Consider the following 17,967-nt stretch of genomic DNA (forward strand, 5'->3'; position numbering starts at 1 on the left):
GCGCCGGTCCAGGTGGTGAGGAGGGTCTGCAGGTCGCGGACGACTTGGTAGAGGCTCAGGCCTGCGTGGCGTCTTTTGGGTCTGGTGTCAGTCGTTGCAGGGTGCAGAAGGCGTGGGCGGCGGAGACGAGGGTGACGTGGTGGTGCCATCCGTTGAAGGTGCGGCCTTCGAAGTGGGCCAGTCCCAGGGCCTGTTTCATCTCGCGGTAGTCGTGCTCGATGCGCCAGCGGAGATTGGCCAGCCGCACCAGTGTGGCCAGTGGCATGCCGGAGGGCAGGTTCGAGAGCCAGAACTGGACCGGCTCGGGCTCGGTCGCGGGCCATTCCGCCAGCAGCCACCGCACGGGTAGTTCAGGATCGTCGGTGGCCTGGCGGATGCCGCGGCCGGCCGGGCGGATGCGCAGGGCGACGAACCGCGAGTACATGCGCTTGAAGCCGCTGTGGCTCTTGCCCGGTCGGGAGCCTTCCCGCCAGGACACCGGCCGTGCGGCCGCCCGGCCGGCGGCGATGACCAGGTCTTTCATGGTCTGTGCGGGCTCGGGGTACTGCATTGTGGGTGGCCGGCCGGTGCCCGCATAGTCGGGCTGGACGGGTTGGGCGTCGGCGGGCTGGGCGGTGTGGCGCGAGGAAATCCCCACCGCGTAGGGCTGCTTGCGTTCCTCCAGGCCCAGCCGGAAGGCGGCGGCATCGCCGTATCCGGCGTCCGCGACGACCAGGGGGACGTCGATGCCCCACGACCGGGTCTCGTCGATCATGTCCAGGGCCAGCTGCCACTTCTCCACATGCCCCACCTGGGCGGGAATCCCGCACCGGCCGCGGCGGGCGATCTTGTCCGGGTCGGCCTCCGGCGCGTCGGGATCCCAGGATGCGGGCAGGAACAGCCGCCAGTCGATCGCGGCGGAGGCGCGGTCGTTGGCCAGGTGCAGCGAGACGCCCACCTGGCAGTTGGTGATCTTGCCTGCGGTTCCGGTGTACTGCCGCGACACACACGCCGAAGCATCCCCGTCCTTCAAAAAGCCGGTGTCGTCCACGATCAGCGCCTCGGGGCTGATCGCCTCGTGCATCTTCCAGGCCAGCCGGGCCCGCACGTGCGCGGGATCCCACGGGCTGGAGGTGATGAAGTGCGCCAGCGCCTGCCGGTTGCCGTCCTCACCCAGCCGGGCCGCCATCGGCTCCACCGACTTGCGCTGCCCGTCCAGCAGCAGGCCGCGCACATACGCCTGCCCCCACCGCCGCTGATCCGCACGAAAGAACCCGTCGAACAACTCCGCCGCAAACGCCTCTAAGTCCCCCCGGACCGAGGCCATCTCCTCAGGTGTCACCCCCCTCCAACGACACACACCCAGCATCAGACACGCATACACGAGTGAAGATGACCAAGCCCTACTAGGTCCTGTCTCGGTCGAGTGGGTGCGGCGTTTGTCCTGCCGCGCGATTGTGCCGCCGCCTGTGGCTGGCCGCGCGGAGGGGTACGTGATCCGGGTGGGCGCGCCCTAGGAGGGCGTTGTACGGCCGCGCATCTTTCGATCTCCCCGCTTCCGCATTCTCGCCCTGCTGTGAGATGCACGGATCAGGGGCGCAGGGGGGCTTCGGTAGGGGGCTTGTGCGATCCTCGTGGTCGCCGGTCAGGGCTGGATGTTTTCCAGGTCCTGCAGGAGGCTGGGGTGTTGGGGCTTCCAGCCGAGCTCTTGGCGGGTGTGGGTGCTGGTGGCGGGCTGGTCGCTTGCGAAGATCGGGCCGAGGGGGCCGAAGGTCTCGGTGGGTACCGGCTGGACGGGCAGGCCCAGCCGTCGTCCGATGACGGTGGCGATGTCGCGGACCTGGTCTCCTTCGTTGGCCACAGCGTGCCAGGAGGTGCCGGGTTTTGGCGTGTTCCAGGGCGAGCCGGAAGAGGACGGCGGCGTCGAGTGCGTGTACGGCCGGCAATGCGGCGAAAGCCCTGCACTGGGCTTGGCCGCAGTTGGGTGAACCACGACGCCTGGTGCGTCGGCACAGACTGATGCGCTGATCGCCTCGTCTGTCGACGGTAGGGCATGCTGTGGCGGTGAGTGATCCTCAACAAGCATGGCAGGAATGGCTGAACAGCCTGGACGCCCCACGGAAGACTGCCGCACAGTCGCTGCGTGCCCAGTACAGCGCCCTCGGCGTGACCGATCCTGTCGACTTGATCAAGTCGGAGGTGATGGAAGGCCTTCCACAGCTCGCGCGATTCGTGCTGCTGCGGAGCCTGTGGCACGGTGCGATCGACGCCTGGGCCGAGCCGGGCGCGCTCGCACAACTGCCGGCCGCGCAACGCCTTCTTGCCGCCGGTGCGGACCGGGCGGACCTGGTGCGCCTGGTCCGAGCCGTTGCCTATGAGGCGGTGTTCGCGACGCTCGACGAACTGGACACCGGCGGTGATGCCAACGTGTCGAGTGTGGGGCCCGGCTGGGTGGTCATGGAGGCGGGCAACGGTGGTGGTCCCACTGGGCGCGCCCTGTCGGGCCTGCACGAAGACCTCCTGACCATGGACCCCATCGGCCGCGACGGAGCTGACCTGTGGCAATGAGAAGCCGTCTCTCAACCGAACTTGATCGTGTGATTCCTGCTGGTCAGGCATGGTCTCGCTCGGGGTGAGGCAGGCATGCGGCGTCTTGTGTCGGCTTGATGGTCGAGGGGTGCGCGGTGGCGTCGGTGCTGGGAATGCTGGAGGAGCGGGAGGCTGCTGCCCGGGTGCGGGTGGAGGGCCTGCGGGAGGAAGTCGCGCGGCTGGCCGGGGTGTTGGAGGCTGCGGAGATCGAGCTGGACCGGAGGGTGATCGCGAGGGAGGAGCTGGTCGAGGCCCTGGCGGTCTCTGCGGCCGGGTCGCCTGCCGTGACCGAGGCCGGGACGGAGCGGGGAGCCGCGTCCTCACCCGTGCCGGGCTCGACGGTGCCGCCCTGGCGGGAGGGGTTGCCAGAGACGGTTCTGGCACCGGACTATCAGCGGCTCCTGGGTGTGCTGGAGGAGGGGCGGTCATCGGGCAGGGACCCGCTGAAGGCCAGGGAGATCGCGGTGGAACTGGGCTTGGAGACGACGCCGGCGAAGGTCGAGGGAGTGCGCTCGAAGGCCCGGCGCCTGGCGGAGCGCGGGTGGCTGGTGCAGGAGTCGTCGGGGGCGTTCAGCGCCGGTCGGCGGCCGGTGGCCGTGCCAGACGCCGGCTCATCCGCGTGATCATCGACCATCGGATCATCGCTTCGCTGGTGGCGGGCAGGGTTTCGTAATCTCTCGCCAGGCGGCGGGAGTTCATCAGCCAGGCGAATGTGCGCTCGGCCACCCAACGCCTGGGGAGCACCACGAAGCCCTTCGTGTCGTCGGTGCGCTTGACGATCTGCAGAGTGAGGGCGAGTTTCTGTCGGCACCAGTCGACCAGGTCGCCTGTGTAGCCGCCGTCGGCCCAGACAAGGCAGATGTCGCGACGCAGACGGCGCAGCCGGGTCAGCAGGCCCGCCGCAGCGTCCCGGTCGCCGATGTTCGCGGCGGTGACCGCGACGACCAGCAGCAGACCGAGCGTATCGGTCACGATGTGCCGCTTGCGGCCCGGCACCTTCTTCCCGCCGTCGTAGCCGCGTGAGGCGGCCGGCACTGTCGCGGCGGCCCGCACCGACTGCGCGTCGATGATCCCCGCCGTGGGCTCGGCCTCCCGGCCCTCACGCTCACGCACCTGTCCGCGCAGCCGGTCATGGAACTCGGCGATCAGCCCGTGCTCACGCCAGCGGCGGAAGAACGCGTAGACCCGGCCCCAATCGGGGAAGTCCGCGGGCATCGCCCGTCAGGCGATCCCGCCCGCGACCAGATACCGGATCGCGTCCAACATCTGGCGGTGGCAGTAGCCCTCCGGCTGCCCGCCCCGCCCCTGAAGCCAGGCCGGCACCGGCAGCAACGACCGGATGGCCGCCCACTCCGCGTCCGTCATGTCCGACGGATACCGCCGCACCCGATCGGGATGATCGGCCGCATTCCCGTACACGTGCGCGAGGCAATCACACGATCGAGAGCCCGAGTTGAGAACTACGGGCGTGAGCGCGTACAACTGCGACAACAGGGCCTCCGTAAGTTGTTGGGCGGCCCGGGAGGGTCGGATGTGGCTGAACAGGGCTTGCCTTCAGTGGTTCCCCAGGAGTGGCCGTCCGGCTCTCTTGGGCACCCTGGCTACTGATTGAAAATTGCGGATTGGTCGCTGTTTACGGAGCTGATGGCGGGGTGTCCCTCGGGCCGACGGAATGTTGCGCGGGACGAGGAGTGGCGAGTGAACCAGCGGCACGACCGAGTGTGGGCCGGCATCGACGCGGGCAAGGGCCATCACTGGGCTGCGGTAGTCGACGAGACCGGTACGACGCTGTGGTCCCAGAAGATCGATAACGACGAGACCCCGATCCTGGCAGCCATCGGCGAAATCCTGAACCTGGCCGAGGAAGTCCACTGGGCAGTGGACATCTCGGGCACCGCCTCCGCCCTGCTGCTCGCTCTGCTCGCCGCGCATGGCCAGCAGGCCGTCTACGTGCCCGGCCGCACCGTCAACCGCATGTCCGGCGCCTACCGGGGGGAGGCCAAGACTGACGCACGCGACGCCTACGTCATTGCCGAAACCGTCCGTCACCGACGGGACTTCACCGCCATCGCGGTGCCTGCTCAGCTCGCCGCAGACCTGGCCCTGATGACCGCCCACCGATCCGATCTGGTCGCCGACCGAGTACGGATGATCAACCGGCTGCGGGACGTGCTGACCGGCATCTTCCCCGCGCTGGAGAGGGCCTTCGACTACTCGGCGCAGAAAGGCGCACTCGTACTGCTGACCGGTTATCAGTACCCGGCCGCGATCCGCCGCCGGGGCCGGGCCCGGCTGACCGCCTGGCTGGCGCACCGCAGCGTGCGCGGCGCGGAAACCGTGGCCGACACCGCCCTGGAAGCCGCTGAGGCCCAGCACACCGCATTGCCCGGCGAGGATGTCGCCGGCCAGATCGTCGCCGACCTGGCGACTCAGATCCTGGCGCTGGACGATCGGATCAAGCACCTCGACAAGCAGATCCGCGAAGCCTTCCGGACGCATCCCCAAGCCGGGATCATCGAGTCGCTGCCCGGCATGGGGCCGGTTCTGGGAGCCGAATTCATCGTCGCCGCCGGGGACATCGCGTCGTTCGCCGATGCCGGGAACCTTGCCTCGGCAGCCGGCCTGGTGCCCGTCCCGCGGGACTCCGGGCGCCGCACCGGCAACCTGCACCGGCCCAAGCGCTATAGCCGCCGCCTGCGGCGAGTGTTCTACCTGTCGGCGCAGACAAGCATCATCCGCGAGGGACCCAACCGCGCCTTCTACCTCAAGAAGCGCGGCGAGGGACTCAAGCACGTCCAGGCGATCATCGCCCTGGCCCGCCGACGAGTGGACGTGCTGTGGGCGCTCCTGCGCGACAACAGGGTCTTCACCCCCGCCCCGCCGATCGCGCAGGCAGCTTGACACAGTCATTGAAACTCCTGGTACTGCTCGGTTCGGTTCGCACCTCCGAGCTACCAAGGGGCCCTGCCCTCATGCACCGACCGTCAGAAGACCACCCCAGCGAGAAGCCTGTTCGACTCGCCCGTTCCATGATCGGTTGAGATACGGCTTCTGAGGGCAGTGCTGTGCGCTGATTGATACAGATCAGGACTGAGACGGGACATCTGCCCGGGTCCGTCCTTCCTCAGGCGACACTGATGTCCGTCGTCAGCCAATCAAGGCGTTTGACACCGAACCAGACGTCAGCGGGAAGGGAAGGACATCAGGGCGAGATCCCACTGGTCAGCTGCGTGGAGCAACGCGGCCGTATCCATGTGCACCTCCACGACGTACTGGTAGACGTCGGCCCCGTCGTTGTCCTGCTGCCAAGGAGGTGACGCCGCCAAGGAAAGGTGAACGCGAATGACCGCGGCCCCGTCTTCGCTTCGGTCAGCGAGGCTGAAGGCCAGGAGCGGTTCGATGAACTCTATGTCCGGAGACAAATCGCCTTCGCTATCGGGCTCGGTTGCAGACACGGTCCCGGCAGCCACCGTGCGCAGCCACGAGGTCACCTGACGAGCTTCATCGGTCAGCAGACACGGATCGGTGAAGGACCAATCACCCTCGGGGGTGGTGACCATGGCATCGATGACCAGCCAGTTGTCGTCGTACGAGTCGCGCCGAACCACAGCGAACTGATAGCGCACCGGGTGGAGTTCGACGCTTCTTACACGATCACTCAAGAGCACTGCGCCAGGATGCCATGCGCAAGCCGGCAGGACGGAACGGTTACCACCCAACCTAGTGCCGCATCCGGCACAGAACAACGTAGGGATCAGTAGGAATCAGTCAGGAAGAGTCTCTGCCCCGCAGCGGGACCTCCCGGATCAGCCAGGACACCGCGAACGTCACGACGCACAGTGCCGCCGTGCCGAGCGCGACACCGTGCAGCCCGTCGATGACGCCGGCCCGGAACGCGTCCTGGACTGGGCTCGGCAGGTCCCGCAGCAGCGCGGGAGTGAGTTCCCCGTCGGTCAGTCGCTGGCCGTCAGCGCCGAGCCGGTCCGTGACAGTGGCGGTGAGACGTTTCGTATAAACGGAACCGAGGACTGCGACGCCGAGCGATCCACCGATGGTGCGCAGCAGTGTCTGGGTGCCGCTGGCCGCGCCCATGTCGCGGAGTTCGGCGCTGTTCATCGTGATCAGCATCATCGGCTGCATCAGGCAGCCGATACCCACGCCGAGCACGAGGGTCAGACCGGAGGCCAGACCCGGGGTCGTGCCGGTGCGGAGCGTCAGCAGGGCCAGCGCACCCACCGTGGCCAACGCGCCGCCCGCGATCGGGTAGTGGCGGTAGCGGCCGCCGTTGCTCACGCGCCGCCCGATGAAGAGCTGCGCGCCGATCATGCCGAGCGTCAGCGGGATGAGCAGCAGGCCGCTCTCTGTGGACGACATGTCCTGCACGAACTGCATGTACTGCGGCAGATAGCTCGCCGTCGCCAGCATGGCCTCACCCGTGACGAAGCTCAGGACCTGCGCCACCGTGAAGTTGCGGTCGCGGAACAATCGGGGCGGGATCACCGGCTCCGGGGCGCGCCGCTCCACGCGCACGAAGGCGGCGAGCGTCGCCACGAACACCACGCCGAGCCCGATGATCTGCGGTGATGTCCAGGCGTACGTGGTCCCTGCCCAGCTCGCGAGCAGTGTCAGGGCGAGGATCGCGACGGTCAGCAGCCCCGCGCCGGCCAGGTCGATCTGCGCCCTGACGCGTTCGCCGCGCAGTCGCACCCCGAAGCTGACGAGGGCGAGTGCCGTGACGCCGACCGGCACATTGACGTAGAACACCCAGCGCCAGTCCCACTGGTCGGTGAGGAATCCCCCGACCAGCGGCCCGCCGATCGTCGCGGCGGGCAGCAGCACCCCGATGAGCGACTGGGCCCGCCCGGCCTCCGCCGGAGCGAGCAGCGTGCCGATGAGGGAGAGAGCTCCCACGAACAGGCCGCCCGCGCCGAGGCCCTGCAGCGCCCGGAAGGCGATCAACTGCTGCATGTCCTGGGCGATTCCGCACAGTACGGAGCCGACGAGGAAGACCGTGATGGACGCGAGGTAGCTGCCTTTGCGGCTGTACAGATCGCCGAGCTTGCTCCATATCGGGGTGGAGACGGCCATGGTGAGCAGATAGGCGGTGAGCAAGGCGCTACTGCCGGGGCACCCCAGGCGACGCAGGTCGCCGACCGTTGGCACTTGTGGCACAACCTCGGGGAAGCCGCCGAGCGGGCTGTCGCCCGACACCGCCAGTGCCTTCGCGTCCTGGTCCCCGATCGCGAGGCGAAGGCCGAACCACCGGCGCCGCCCGAGGAGAAGGCGGACTCTCCATGGCGGAGCGAGCGGTTCGCCAACCGTGTCCGAGCCAGGCACGCCACGGTCCACGCGCTGCTGGAAGCCGGCCACAGCCGCCGTTCCATCGGGCGTCAGCTCCAGATGACCCACCGCACCGTCAAGAGCCTCACCGACGCTGCGAAGCCGGAAGACCTCTTTCGCGGCCAGTGGAAGCACAACAGGACCTCCGTCCTCGACGAGTACAAGGCCTACCTGGACGAACGTTGGGACGAGGGCTGCACCAACGCCTGGAAGCTCTGGAAGGAGATCGTTCCCTTGGGCTATCGCGGCAGCTACGGCCGGGTCAGCGCCTACCTGCGAGAGAAGCGGACCTCGCCACGGCCGGTCGCCGCGCAGCAGCCGGCACCCCGCGTGGTGACGAGATGGATCCTCAGCCGACCCGAGACGCTGACCGAGATCGAACAGCTCCGGCTCAAGACCGTCCTGGCCAACTGCCCTGAACTCGATGCCCTGACCGGTCACGTCCGGTCCTTCGCCCGCATGCTCACCGAGCGCCAGGGTGAACGACTCCCGCAGTGGCTCGACGCCGTCCGCCAGGACGACCTGCCCAGCCTCCACACTCTCGCGGCCAGCATCGACCGAGGCCGCGACGCGGTCATCGCCGGCCTCACGCTGCCCTGGAACTCCGGAGTCATCGAAGGCCTCGTCAATCGGATCAAGATGCTCAAGCGCCAGATGTTCGGCCGCGCAGGCTTCGGCCTTCTTCGCAAACGGGTCCTGCTCGCCCCGTAGTCGTGTTGTCAGTGCCTGATGCGAGGATCCGGGCGACCATACGCAAGGAGATCAGCATGGGCACCTGGGATACCGGTCCCTTCGACAACGACACAGCCGCGGACTTCGCCAACGCCCTCGACGATGCCGAGCCCGAAGCGCGCGAAGCCCTGATCCGAGGCGTCCTCATTCGGACGATCGACGCCACCGGCTATCTCACGGAAGCAGAAGAGGCGGTGGCCGCCGCCTTGATCGCGGCGCAATGTCCCGGAGGCGAACCCGTCGACATGTCCTACGGCCCGGAAACACCCATGCCCGTGTTCCCTTCCGACCTTCGGGCACTCGCCGACGAAGCCCTCGCCCGCATCGCATGCGACGAGGATGGGCCGGACTCAAACTGGGTCGACCCGGAGGACTGGAAGCAGTGGCGGTCCATACTCACGCGCCTTCGCGCAGTGCTTGTTCCGCCGCCACCTTCCATCGCTCTCTTCGACATCCAGCCATAGCGGAGCGTCACTAAGCACGAAAGCTGAGCCAGAACCCGAGTTACGGCGGCAGATATGCACTACTTCGGGAGGTGCCCCGCCCGGGTCGCAGTCGATGTTCACGAGAACGGAAGACACCTCGTGGACCCGCCCGCCCACCGGGTGAAGGCAGGCGTCGACTGGGCCACGCGCCGACGTCACCGCGCCCCGTAGGGTGATCTCATGTTCGATCGTTTGGAGATCAGGGTGTTGCCGCCGGGACCCCGGTTCGCTGCTCAGTTGCGGTTCTGGGTCAACGGCGAGGATCTGGTCGAAGAGGCGGTCGGTGAAGGCGGCCGCGGACCGTACGCGGCTGATGCGCTGCCGGCCGGCCGCCCCAGCCCTCTCCGGGCGACCGGCGAGGCGCGCCGCCTGGAGCTGGGGGAACCAGACTGCACCGGTGGCTGCTGCGGCTTCTTGACCGTGGTTGTGCAGCGGTTCGGAGAGATCGTGCAGTGGTCGAACTGGGAGGTTCCGTCGGAGGCGCACACCCGTGTGCCCAACCCTCCGCCCGGGCTCCACTTCGACGCGAGTCAGTACGACGCCGAAGTGGCTCGCTCTGAGGCGGACCGTTGGTGGCAGATGCACCCGTAGCCCAGCACCGCGTGCCTCCGCCCGGCTGCGGGCTCGTGCCAGCCACGTGTCCTTGGTCAACCGAGAACGCCTCCCCAGGGCCAGGTGCTGTCGAAGCTTTGACGGCATGGAGGGGGTCGTGTGTCGGTGGCCAGAGTGACCGTGCGTTGTCTGACGCAGCTGAGGCGTAGCCGGCGAAAGCGCGCCAGGGAGCCTTCTGGCTCTGGAGTTCGACTCCCTGGCAGGGCAAGATCGGGCGCATGCCCAGCCGAGATGAGATCGTTCTGCCGCCAAGCATTCGGTTATCAGGAGACGGGATACTGCTCAGAGAGTGGGCCGAGTCCGACCTGTCCGCGTTGATTGAGCTCTATGACGATCCCGAGATCGACCGCTGGACTCCAGTGCCCTCTCCGTTTGACTCCAGGGCGGCGCGTGAGTACCTGACCAAGGCTCGCGAAGGCCGCGAGGAAGGGCGCAAGAAAGCGCAATTGGTGATCACTACCGACGGTGAGAAGCCGCGCGGTGAGGTCCTCCTCTTTCGCAGCGCGCTCGACGCGCGGGACATCGAGCTCGCTTATGGCGTCGGCAGCCAACATCGGCGACAGGGCCTGGCCTCACGAGCTGTCACGTTGACGGCTGACTACGCCTGTCGCCAGCTGGACGCAAGGCGCGTGCTGCTGCGCATTGAAACAGGGAACTCCGCGAGTGTGGCTGTCGCTCACGCAACTGGCTTTCAGCTCACCGACGACGAGCCCATCACGCGCGAGGCTAAGGGCCGCCAGGTGACATTGCTTACCTGGTGTTATCAGAACGGCGGAGCAGATTCTCTCTCGACTTGAGCGGCTGGGACGCCTTGCCTTCAGCCCGCCTCGGCATGTTCAGCCCGTGCCAGGGTGCTGGCAAGCCGGTAGGAGTCGGTGCCGGTTTCGATGATGGTGGCGTTGAAGGTGAGGCGGTCGACGATGGCCGCGCAGAGGCGGGGGTCGGTGAAGGTCTTCGTCCAACCGCCGAACGATTCGTTGGAGGCGATGGCGACGCTTTGCTGCGCCTCGCGCTCGGTCAGGACCTGGAACAGCAACGCGGTGCCGTGCCGGTCCAGTTCCATGTATCCGAGTTCGTCGATGCACAAAGATCGACGCGGCCGCAGACCAGGCCGCCAGCCATGCCCCGCTTCAGGCAACGAAGGGAAGTCGACCGGCGGGCGACCCTGCCGCCAGCTCATGGTTGCATTGTGATCGGGAACCTGGAACTCAGCTGCGGCAGCCTACGCGAGGCTTCAACCTCATCTCGCACGTCCCAGCGCTTCCCGAGCGGGTCCCGAACCACTTCGTCGTCACTTTGCAGAGCGTCCACTGCCTCATAGAAGGTGGCGAACTCGTCGGACACCTGGGTCGCCTGTTCGTAGGCCTCGGCCGCGACATAGTCCAGTTCCTCCCACTCCGGCCAGTGATCACCCCACTCACCTCGTGATCGGCCTGCCAAGCGCCCTACCTCAGGCGCCTCGGCCAGAGTGTCGGGATCCTGGACAGCTCGCTCGAACGTGGCCTGGCCCAAGCCGACTGCCCACAGACGGAAGTAGCAGAAGCCGTCATCCGAGCACCAGCCGCCGAAGATCCTGTCGGCGGCAGCCCAAAGGTCCCAGGTGAATGCCTGCTCACACAGACGGTCAAGGCAAACCTGGAACCCCACGATCTCCTTCACGGGCCTTCGCGCGAGTTCGTCCTTCAACCACGCCAGTCGCTCAGCCCTGCCATGAGCCTCCTCCCGGCATTCCTCGATGATCTTCCAGAAGGAGTCGATGTCCACGACGGCACTATCGCAGGTGCCTATGACAGACCAATGGCAGCGAGTGGGAGAGCAGCACGGTCAATGGTCGCGATACCCGCTACCGGCACTCAGTTCGGCAGGCTGCCGCCATGCTGGCCGACGCCACCTCAGTCGGGCTGGAGGAGCTGACAGATCGCTGGACCGCGAGGCTCAGGTCCGCCGACGGGGCCGCCGATTCTGGCAGACACCGACAGAACCCCACTGCGTGAACCATGTCCCCAACTGCGAGGCCGAAGTTGTCTGATGTGGCACTAACATCCCCTGTCATGGGCGATTCGGAGGATGTTCTTGACTGGCTGCAGCGCTGGTACGCCGCGCAGTGCGACGAGGACTGGGAGCACGAGTGGGGCGTGAAGATCGCGACGGTCGACAACCCGGGCTGGGCCGTCACCATCGATTTGGAGGAGACGGACCTGGAGTCCCACGAGTACCCCCGCCAGGACGTCAACCGCAGCGCCCACGACTGGGTCTGGGCATGGACGTCCGAGAAGACCTTTGAGGTCAGATGCGGGCCCGGCAACCTCACCGAAGGCCTCGCCTTGTTCCGCTCCTGGGCAACCGCGAACACTCCCTGAGCAATCGGACAGCGACCCGTGAACCTATGTGGTCACAGCAGTAACTGCGATTGAGCGCAGGGATACGCGGAACGCGTCTGCCCCTTCTCGCCACAGGTCTGGACATCCTCGGTCCTGAGGGGTTTGCGGTGTGCCGACGGGGTCCTCAGGATCGGCGGCGGCGGGAGGCTGTCGGCGGTGTGTGGGGAGCGGGGCTGAGGCTGATGGAGGCTGAGGGAGGCACACGTGGCGGGCAATTGGGCGGCTGCGAACGCGTCGTGGAGTGCTTTCGGGGACTGGGGTGGGGGAGTGCACGCGGTGTTCGTCGACCGGTAACTGGAGGCGGGGCCCGGTGACGGCCGGAGGCGGTGGGCTGGCGACCGGCGCCAGGCTCGCCGAGCTGGTCGGCATGTCCCCCACCGTGTTCTCCCGCACCTGGCGCGAGGTCGTGGAAGCTGGCTGGCTCGAGGAATCCGAGCGGCTCGCGCACATCAGCTTCTACCGGCTCAGCGTGCAGGGCACCGGCGAGGGCGTCGTCGTCCCCCCTGCGCCGCGCAACCTGACCAGGCCCGAGAGCCAGCACTCTGTACGGGAGGTCGACGAGTACAGATCCCTCGGCCGGTACTCGTTGACCTCACGTACATGAGCAGGGTGGCGCGTTTCCGGGCTCACTTACTGATCGTTTCAGAATGCCGTCCCGCGGAGACATTGGCGGCCCATGGAACAATCCCTTCAGTCACGGGCTCAGGGGGGTACGCCGTATGGAACGGGTTGGGGCTGCGCGAGACCTCGTGCTCGGTTACGTCCACGCGCTGAACGCGATTAGCGAGGCCATGAGGGTGGCGATTCCCTCGCGTGAGCCACTGGCAGATGTCCTTGGCCTGGCCCGTTCGCGGCGGATCAGCCGGAGTGGGCACATCGGTACCTACTCCTACACGGTTCATGGGGCGGGATGTCGATTCGTCAGCGGCAACGGCACTGAGGTCGATGTGGACTTCGCAGCCGACGGGAGTGAAGTCTTCGATCTCTGGCGGCTGCGCTGGTATGGGCTGAGCCTGCCGGAGCCTGTTGACGTCACGGATGAGGACCTGCGGTCCGCAGTGCGGTCGCTGCAACCGCTTCTGGCCGAGGTGCGACCGGGGTGGTTCAGCGTTGCTAGCTGATCGCTTCAGGATGATGTCCGCAGACGGCGGAGGCATATGAGGCTGCAGGCCGTTCGAGCAGGCCCTGATGGAGATCGGCGCGTCGCTCGTAGCGCCGTGGGCGACGCCGCGTCGGGCGATCAACGACAGTGTTCTTTCAGAACCGGTCTTTGCAGCCGTCCATTACGGCCTGAAGACCTGGTGACCAAGATTTGGCGATTGTCTGCACCCTCCGACTGATGACTCGGGAGTGCAGTAATGGAACATTGAAGCGTGGAGGAATTGATGGCGGTTACAAAGCGCATCGCGTCCGTGATTGCACAACAGTACGGGAATGACGCGGATACGGTCATCTGGCTAGTCGAGGAGGCTGAGCTGAAGACATTTAAGAAGCCAGCCCATGAGAGGATAGCGGCTGCCGTCATCATTTACGCTGACGGAGACGTGGACCGCCTATTTGGGGCGCTCCGCGAGATGCAGATAGATTGGCGTGATCTGCTTATGATCGCCCATATTGGAAATCCTGGTTGGCAGTCCAGGGTGGACGATTATTTTGGTGCAGGCTGAGGCTGTCCCGGAGCTGCTGGTTGCGGCAGGCGCTGAGCCGTTTTTGGCCCAGGCACCGAAGCACGCGCGGGTCGGCGTTGTCAGTGGGCGAGGGCACACTGACGGCATGAGCGCCTTGTCATCTACCGCAGCCGATGCGTCGCACGCCTCCCCTGTCTGGGTGGAGTCGATGGGCGGCCCTTTGATCGTCATCCCCGTCTCCGAGTTGGCTGCATGGGGTGGATGCACGGAGACCGGGGTCATGGCTGGAGACGCCACCGCTCCAGACGACTACGACCGGGCCTGCGCGGTGGACGATCTGGCCGGTGTGATCACCGTTGGCGACAACGGTGCGCAGGCACTGGTGCTGGCGGACGAGCCAGCCACCAGCTGCTATTTGCCCGAGCGCGGAGCATTCCTGCGGTGGCTTGCGGCCGACTCTGAGGCCGGTCTGAAGGCCGCAGCAGAGGCTGTCCTCGCCGACCCCGCCACCGAGTGGGAGGAGTGCGGCACGTGGACGTCGGAGGGCCCCGCCGTGCTCATGGACTCCGCCGAAGCAGGCGCCGAGCTGAACACCGAGTATCCCGGCGGTGGGATGCCCGAGCAGGCTTCAGTCCCGCTGCCCGCCGGCCGCTGGAAGGTCCGCGCCATCCACACCAAGGTGGACGAGGAAAACTGGGTCGGGTTGGTTCAGATCCTGCCCACCGAATCATGAACGGGCAGCCCCTTCGGCTGAGCGCCGTCACGCGCTGCGCACAAGGCTGTACAGATGGGCAATGCCGAGTATCGCGTGGTGGACGCCCTCGCCCTTCAGTCGGCAGTCGCGGAGGATCTGCCAGGCCTTCATCCGCACGAAGGGCGTCTCGGTCGGCAGATGATGACAGATCTCACCGACCAATTGCACAGCAGCCCGAGCGACACTGCAGAGGTCAGCAGCAGCCAACGAGCCGGCGGCATAGCTGAGTTGCTCCTTCTGTCCGTCTGGGTGTGGTTCTACGTCCTCGCCCAAACGACTTCGTGAGGCCCCGCCAGCACACCTCCTCCCTTACCGGTCCAGGCTCTGCGGAAGGACACGGAAGGAAGGTCTGGACACGGCTGAAGGGGCGGCCGGTCAGATCCCGAGCCGCAGCGCTGCACGCCGCCTGCCAGACGGCCGAGAAATGCGCCCGCCCGCGCAAGGGATGGGGACCGTCGCACACTCCGGATCGCGTAGATGCCCCTTGCGGGCATGGAACTGCCGTGGCGGCTATGTTCCGTTCCCACAGTTCGTCCTGGGAGCGCGCTGTGCGAGGCTCTCCAGGAGGTAGCACCGGACGGTCACCGTGGCCGCGATCCGCCTATGGCGCCGCCCGAAGTGAAGCTCCCCGTTCAGAGATCCTCGGCACCCGGGTAGTGGAGGCGAAGTTCGCTAAGTACGCGCTCGTCGACAGCCCTGACATCCCACAAGGAGCTGTCGAACTCGGTCAGGACAAGCACCAGCTCGTCCCCGGCGAACCCACATACTTCAGCGTCGATCAACTGAAGGAAGGGGGTCGTCAACGACAACAGCGTCAACGTGTCCATGCCGGAGTCTGCGGACCGTCTCTCGATCTCGACACAGCGGGGATCGACGATCTCGTCAAGTTCGACGCGCCAGGTCAGGTCCAGGCCGAAGCTGCCGAGCCGAACCAGCAGCTCGGCCAGGGTCACGTAGTGCTTTCCGCGCCAGGCAGGAAACGTGATCCCTTTCATCCCCGCCTCTGCTTCGGCTGTATAGCGCGACATGCGCTCCCCCTTCGTTCAGCGAACACTAGGTCACAGCCCTGATCGGCTCACACGACCCATCGGACAGTCCCTAGGCCAGACGCCGACCGCCAAGGCCCATCCGTTTGACGCCACGAGGTGAGAAAGTCATCGGCCCTATCCATCCCTGGCGGACGAGGATGATCTGGGAGGGCAGCGGTGACACCGGGTCGACTGCCCTCCCGCGTGCCCAGTTCGCGAATAGCCCCTCGGTCGTCTCGACCGCGGACACCACCATGGTCACCTTCAGATCCCCGTCGCTCCAGGTGTTCCACAGCGCCCAGCCCTCCGGCCTGGGGTCGACACCGATCCGTGCACACACCTCCTCATAGGCTTCCTCCACCCCGGCTGGCATGGCCCCGGGCCTCAGCACCGAGGCGCCGACGAGGCGGACCAGAGGCCGTTCCTCGTCCAGGCAGCCATCGCCCGCGAAGTGGTAGTGGCGCAGAGCCCCAGCAAGCGCCTTCACGCTGCGCTGCAGCGGTGTCGGATCATCCGGGTCCACCTGGAACGAGAGCCATCCTTCGCTGGACGCTTCCACGCTGACACGCTGGGCGAGGCGCTCGATCTCCCGGAGATAGTCCAGGTCACTGAGCTCGGGTGAGGTCATGGCCCGAAGTTTCGCACCATGCCACCGACGCCGACACGGGTTATCGGTCCAGCAGGCGACACCGTGCGCCCCGCACTTGCAAGAAACAGGCTCAGTCCGCCCCCGCCGTGGACGGACGAACGTGAAGACCAGATCCCGGCTGGCTTCCGCCCTCTACGCTGGAACGCGCAGCACGGAAGCGTGGTTTCGGGGGAACACGATGAGCGCGATCGATGGGTCGGCAAGGCACCTGACGGCACGTCAGAGCGGCGATGGTTCATCAGCTACGCCGCAGCGGATCGGGCGTGGGCGGAATGGGTCGCCTGGCAGCTCCAGGATGGTGTCCCGCCAAGTGGCGTAGAGAGCCGGGCCGCTTGAGCCCGGCCGCAGCTCGCCACCGCCTGGGCTGACCAGGGAATGGCGCGTACTACAGTCCCAGCTCGTGACCGATGCTGCGCACCGCACTGCGGCGGACGACGACGCGCTTTTGGAGAGGCTGCACGCACTCGCGTGGGGCTCGGGGGGTGTGCCTGCCTCTCTTGGGTGTCTCCCGGATCAGCCGTTCCCGCCTCTCACGAGCACGGAAGTGGACCTTGCTGAACGCAGCATCGGGTATCCCCTGCCTGGACTGCTCCGCCGCATCTACACCGAGGTCGGCGACGGGGGGTTCGGGGCCGGAAGGCGGACTTGCGTCGCTGACGCCGCGCCGTATTCCGCATTGGCATCTGCCGGACTGGCATTGCGCGACGGCCATCCACGCCAATCGGACGGAATGGGGGCCGCCGACGTCATGGCTCTTCTTGACGGGTGGCGGTTGCACCATGGAGTGGTACGTCTCGCTGATAGCGGTTGATCACCCGGTGCTGCTCTGGGACGCCGACGGCTGGGAACCGGACTGGGCCAGGACCCTCATGACGGCCTGCGTTACGCGGCGCCATCACTGCGCCAGTGGCTGTGGACCTGGGCAGACGGCGGCAATGTCTGGGACGAAGTGCTGGCACTGCCCGATTAGTGAGTAGTGGCAGAGCAGACACATCCTGTTTTGCCGGTCGTCTTGCCCGGCGGGCTTCGTTCACGTGAAGTGGTTCTGGCTCAACTTGTGTGGCGCGGCCACTCTGAGTGACAGCCGGGCACCTTCGAGCCGTACGTGAAGTCGCCCGAGCGGATGCCTGCCCGTCCACTTTGCCGCCCGCCGTTTCGAGGAAGTACTCGGCTGGGCACCGGGCAGCATCCCGACCGAGTCGCGCGAGACGACGGATCTCGAGCGTCCGCCGGACTCCGGCGCTGTCACTGGGTAGGTCATGCGGTCCAGATCGGGTCGTCGGGTGCAGGGCGCCCGGAGAAACGCCGAAGCGGACCTCCGGCAGGCGAGAGCCGGCGGCGCGCGGTGATGATGAAGTCGTTTTGCGCTGACTCCACACTTGAACGCAGAACGAACCAGTTCTCCTCGGGGAGCAGGCCGCGTCTGACCTTGGTGTGGAGGCGCCATATCTGCTCGTCCAGGAGGTGGGCGGCTTCCGCGATCTCCTTGTCAGCGACAAGGTTCACCATGCTCAGGGCTTCATTCCATGGCCGCCAGTCAATGGTGGTCCGGTGGACGACACCTTGAGGGACGGAGCTGGGGCGAGCTGATTCCGCTTCACTGAGGCTCACCAGTAACCCTGACGATTCGCGGAGCAGGCGTGCGCAGGTTGCCGCCAACTGCTCCCGGGCCCAATGTCTGTCTTGCGCTCTCCTACTGACCGTGCTTCCCGCGAAGACACCGATCAGCGTGGTCGCAACGGCACCGGTGGGGGCGGCAAGCAGGCTCCAGAGCGCAGACATGCGACCTA

21 protein-coding genes and 3 pseudogenes are annotated in these 17,967 nt (G+C 66.7%); 12 read left to right on the top strand and 12 right to left on the bottom strand.

The features are described 5' to 3' along the window. Window positions 1–55: 55 nt before the first annotated feature. On the bottom strand, window positions 56–1,321 hold the full coding sequence (locus tag OG381_RS47515) for an IS701 family transposase (RefSeq protein WP_443062007.1): 1,266 nt from the start codon (window positions 1,319–1,321) through the stop codon (window positions 56–58). Window positions 1,322–1,624: 303 nt separating this feature from the next. Next, window positions 1,625–1,988 (bottom strand): annotated as a pseudogene (locus OG381_RS47520) (3-beta hydroxysteroid dehydrogenase); the annotation flags it as partial. 55 nt (window positions 1,989–2,043) lie between these two features. On the opposite strand from OG381_RS47520, the gene OG381_RS47525 reads away from it, so the two are divergent. Next, window positions 2,044–2,547 carry a hypothetical protein gene (locus tag OG381_RS47525; RefSeq protein WP_327722197.1) on the top strand — a complete coding sequence of 168 codons (504 nt, stop codon included), beginning with the start codon at window positions 2,044–2,046 and terminating at the stop codon, window positions 2,545–2,547. A gap of 98 nt (window positions 2,548–2,645) precedes the next feature. Then, window positions 2,646–3,191, top strand: coding sequence for a hypothetical protein (locus OG381_RS47530; protein WP_327722754.1), 546 nt, complete (start codon window positions 2,646–2,648; stop codon window positions 3,189–3,191). On the opposite strand, the gene OG381_RS47535 is transcribed toward OG381_RS47530, so the two are convergent. Then, window positions 3,139–3,783 (bottom strand): IS5 family transposase, encoded by a 645-nt coding sequence (locus OG381_RS47535; protein WP_443062008.1) that lies wholly within the window; start codon window positions 3,781–3,783, stop codon window positions 3,139–3,141. The genes OG381_RS47530 and OG381_RS47535 overlap by 53 nt on opposite strands. 6 nt (window positions 3,784–3,789) lie before the next feature. After that, the gene (locus tag OG381_RS49820; RefSeq protein ID WP_443062009.1) at window positions 3,790–3,933 is read right to left on the bottom strand and encodes a transposase; all 144 of its coding nucleotides are present in this window, start codon (window positions 3,931–3,933) and stop codon (window positions 3,790–3,792) included. Between the two features lie 333 nt (window positions 3,934–4,266). Between OG381_RS49820 and OG381_RS47540 the strand changes: the two genes are divergently transcribed. After that, the gene (locus tag OG381_RS47540; protein ID WP_327722198.1) at window positions 4,267–5,469 is read left to right on the top strand and encodes an IS110 family transposase; all 1,203 of its coding nucleotides are present in this window, start codon (window positions 4,267–4,269) and stop codon (window positions 5,467–5,469) included. A gap of 281 nt (window positions 5,470–5,750) precedes the next feature. Here the strand turns inward: OG381_RS47540 and OG381_RS47545 are convergent, their stop codons facing one another. Next, window positions 5,751–6,236, bottom strand: coding sequence for a WapI family immunity protein (locus tag OG381_RS47545; protein WP_327722199.1), 486 nt, complete (start codon window positions 6,234–6,236; stop codon window positions 5,751–5,753). 100 nt (window positions 6,237–6,336) lie between these two features. Further along, window positions 6,337–7,731 (bottom strand): MFS transporter, encoded by a 1,395-nt coding sequence (locus OG381_RS47550; protein ID WP_327722200.1) that lies wholly within the window; start codon window positions 7,729–7,731, stop codon window positions 6,337–6,339. On the opposite strand from OG381_RS47550, the gene OG381_RS47555 reads away from it, so the two are divergent. The 4 genes from OG381_RS47555 to OG381_RS47570 all read left to right on the top strand — a co-directional run bounded on the left by OG381_RS47555 (window position 7,732) and on the right by OG381_RS47570 (window position 10,534). Next, a complete protein-coding gene (locus OG381_RS47555; protein WP_327722201.1) occupies window positions 7,732–8,619 on the top strand; it encodes a transposase in 888 nt (295 codons plus the stop codon). 56 nt (window positions 8,620–8,675) lie between these two features. Continuing rightward, entirely contained in the window at window positions 8,676–9,104 is a 429-nt protein-coding gene (locus OG381_RS47560; protein ID WP_327722202.1) for a DUF4259 domain-containing protein, read from the top strand. A 201-nt stretch (window positions 9,105–9,305) separates the two neighbouring features. Further along, window positions 9,306–9,716 carry a hypothetical protein gene (locus OG381_RS47565; protein WP_327722203.1) on the top strand — a complete coding sequence of 137 codons (411 nt, stop codon included), beginning with the start codon at window positions 9,306–9,308 and terminating at the stop codon, window positions 9,714–9,716. A gap of 239 nt (window positions 9,717–9,955) precedes the next feature. Next, entirely contained in the window at window positions 9,956–10,534 is a 579-nt protein-coding gene (locus OG381_RS47570; RefSeq protein WP_327722204.1) for a GNAT family N-acetyltransferase, read from the top strand. A 20-nt stretch (window positions 10,535–10,554) separates the two neighbouring features. Here the strand turns inward: OG381_RS47570 and OG381_RS47575 are convergent. Beyond that, window positions 10,555–10,824: pseudogene (locus tag OG381_RS47575) on the bottom strand (ATP-binding protein); the annotation flags it as partial. A gap of 89 nt (window positions 10,825–10,913) precedes the next feature. Then, window positions 10,914–11,501 carry a DUF4240 domain-containing protein gene (locus OG381_RS47580; RefSeq protein WP_327722205.1) on the bottom strand — a complete coding sequence of 196 codons (588 nt, stop codon included), beginning with the start codon at window positions 11,499–11,501 and terminating at the stop codon, window positions 10,914–10,916. A 287-nt stretch (window positions 11,502–11,788) separates the two neighbouring features. Here OG381_RS47580 and OG381_RS47585 point away from each other — a divergent pair, with 287 nt between their 5' ends. The 5 genes from OG381_RS47585 to OG381_RS47600 all read left to right on the top strand — a co-directional run bounded on the left by OG381_RS47585 (window position 11,789) and on the right by OG381_RS47600 (window position 14,479). Beyond that, on the top strand, window positions 11,789–12,097 hold the full coding sequence (locus OG381_RS47585) for an immunity 53 family protein (protein ID WP_327722206.1): 309 nt from the start codon (window positions 11,789–11,791) through the stop codon (window positions 12,095–12,097). A gap of 331 nt (window positions 12,098–12,428) precedes the next feature. Beyond that, on the top strand, window positions 12,429–12,722 hold the full coding sequence (locus OG381_RS49825) for a hypothetical protein (protein ID WP_443062010.1): 294 nt from the start codon (window positions 12,429–12,431) through the stop codon (window positions 12,720–12,722). Window positions 12,723–12,837: 115 nt separating this feature from the next. After that, a complete protein-coding gene (locus tag OG381_RS49830; protein ID WP_443062011.1) occupies window positions 12,838–13,239 on the top strand; it encodes a DUF6896 domain-containing protein in 402 nt (133 codons plus the stop codon). A 252-nt stretch (window positions 13,240–13,491) separates the two neighbouring features. Next, a complete protein-coding gene (locus tag OG381_RS47595) occupies window positions 13,492–13,785 on the top strand; it encodes a hypothetical protein (protein ID WP_327722207.1) in 294 nt (97 codons plus the stop codon). 106 nt (window positions 13,786–13,891) lie between these two features. Next, window positions 13,892–14,479 (top strand): Imm21 family immunity protein, encoded by a 588-nt coding sequence (locus OG381_RS47600; RefSeq protein ID WP_327722208.1) that lies wholly within the window; start codon window positions 13,892–13,894, stop codon window positions 14,477–14,479. A gap of 27 nt (window positions 14,480–14,506) precedes the next feature. Here OG381_RS47600 and OG381_RS47605 read toward each other — a convergent pair. From OG381_RS47605 to OG381_RS47620, 4 genes and pseudogenes are all read right to left on the bottom strand, one after another. Next, window positions 14,507–14,629 (bottom strand): annotated as a pseudogene (locus OG381_RS47605) (IS5/IS1182 family transposase); the annotation flags it as partial. A gap of 503 nt (window positions 14,630–15,132) precedes the next feature. Next, window positions 15,133–15,528 carry a hypothetical protein gene (locus OG381_RS47610; protein WP_327722209.1) on the bottom strand — a complete coding sequence of 132 codons (396 nt, stop codon included), beginning with the start codon at window positions 15,526–15,528 and terminating at the stop codon, window positions 15,133–15,135. Between the two features lie 70 nt (window positions 15,529–15,598). Beyond that, entirely contained in the window at window positions 15,599–16,156 is a 558-nt protein-coding gene (locus OG381_RS47615) for a hypothetical protein (RefSeq protein WP_327722210.1), read from the bottom strand. Window positions 16,157–17,434: 1,278 nt separating this feature from the next. Then, window positions 17,435–17,959, bottom strand: a complete 525-nt coding sequence (locus OG381_RS47620) for a hypothetical protein (protein WP_327722211.1) — start codon at window positions 17,957–17,959, stop codon at window positions 17,435–17,437. Window positions 17,960–17,967 lie beyond the last annotated feature (8 nt).

The organism is Streptomyces sp. NBC_00490 (genome assembly GCF_036013645.1).
Classification (GTDB): domain Bacteria; phylum Actinomycetota; class Actinomycetes; order Streptomycetales; family Streptomycetaceae; genus Streptomyces; species Streptomyces canus_F.

What these genes read in the sequence shown, in the direction of transcription:
- OG381_RS47610 (WP_327722209.1), bottom strand. Translation starts at nt 15,528, where the DNA reads ATGTCGCGCTATACAGCCGAAGCAGAGGCGGGGATGAAAGGGATCACG.
- OG381_RS47600 (WP_327722208.1), top strand. Translation starts at nt 13,892, where the DNA reads ATGAGCGCCTTGTCATCTACCGCAGCCGATGCGTCGCACGCCTCCCCT.
- OG381_RS47615 (WP_327722210.1), bottom strand. Translation starts at nt 16,156, where the DNA reads ATGACCTCACCCGAGCTCAGTGACCTGGACTATCTCCGGGAGATCGAG.
- OG381_RS47535 (WP_443062008.1), bottom strand. Translation starts at nt 3,783, where the DNA reads ATGCCCGCGGACTTCCCCGATTGGGGCCGGGTCTACGCGTTCTTCCGC.
- OG381_RS47585 (WP_327722206.1), top strand. Translation starts at nt 11,789, where the DNA reads ATGGGCGATTCGGAGGATGTTCTTGACTGGCTGCAGCGCTGGTACGCC.
- OG381_RS47565 (WP_327722203.1), top strand. Translation starts at nt 9,306, where the DNA reads ATGTTCGATCGTTTGGAGATCAGGGTGTTGCCGCCGGGACCCCGGTTC.
- OG381_RS49830 (WP_443062011.1), top strand. Translation starts at nt 12,838, where the DNA reads ATGGAACGGGTTGGGGCTGCGCGAGACCTCGTGCTCGGTTACGTCCAC.
- OG381_RS47530 (WP_327722754.1), top strand. Translation starts at nt 2,646, where the DNA reads ATGGTCGAGGGGTGCGCGGTGGCGTCGGTGCTGGGAATGCTGGAGGAG.
- OG381_RS47560 (WP_327722202.1), top strand. Translation starts at nt 8,676, where the DNA reads ATGGGCACCTGGGATACCGGTCCCTTCGACAACGACACAGCCGCGGAC.
- OG381_RS47570 (WP_327722204.1), top strand. Translation starts at nt 9,956, where the DNA reads ATGCCCAGCCGAGATGAGATCGTTCTGCCGCCAAGCATTCGGTTATCA.
- OG381_RS47620 (WP_327722211.1), bottom strand. Translation starts at nt 17,959, where the DNA reads ATGTCTGCGCTCTGGAGCCTGCTTGCCGCCCCCACCGGTGCCGTTGCG.
- OG381_RS49820 (WP_443062009.1), bottom strand. Translation starts at nt 3,933, where the DNA reads ATGACGGACGCGGAGTGGGCGGCCATCCGGTCGTTGCTGCCGGTGCCG.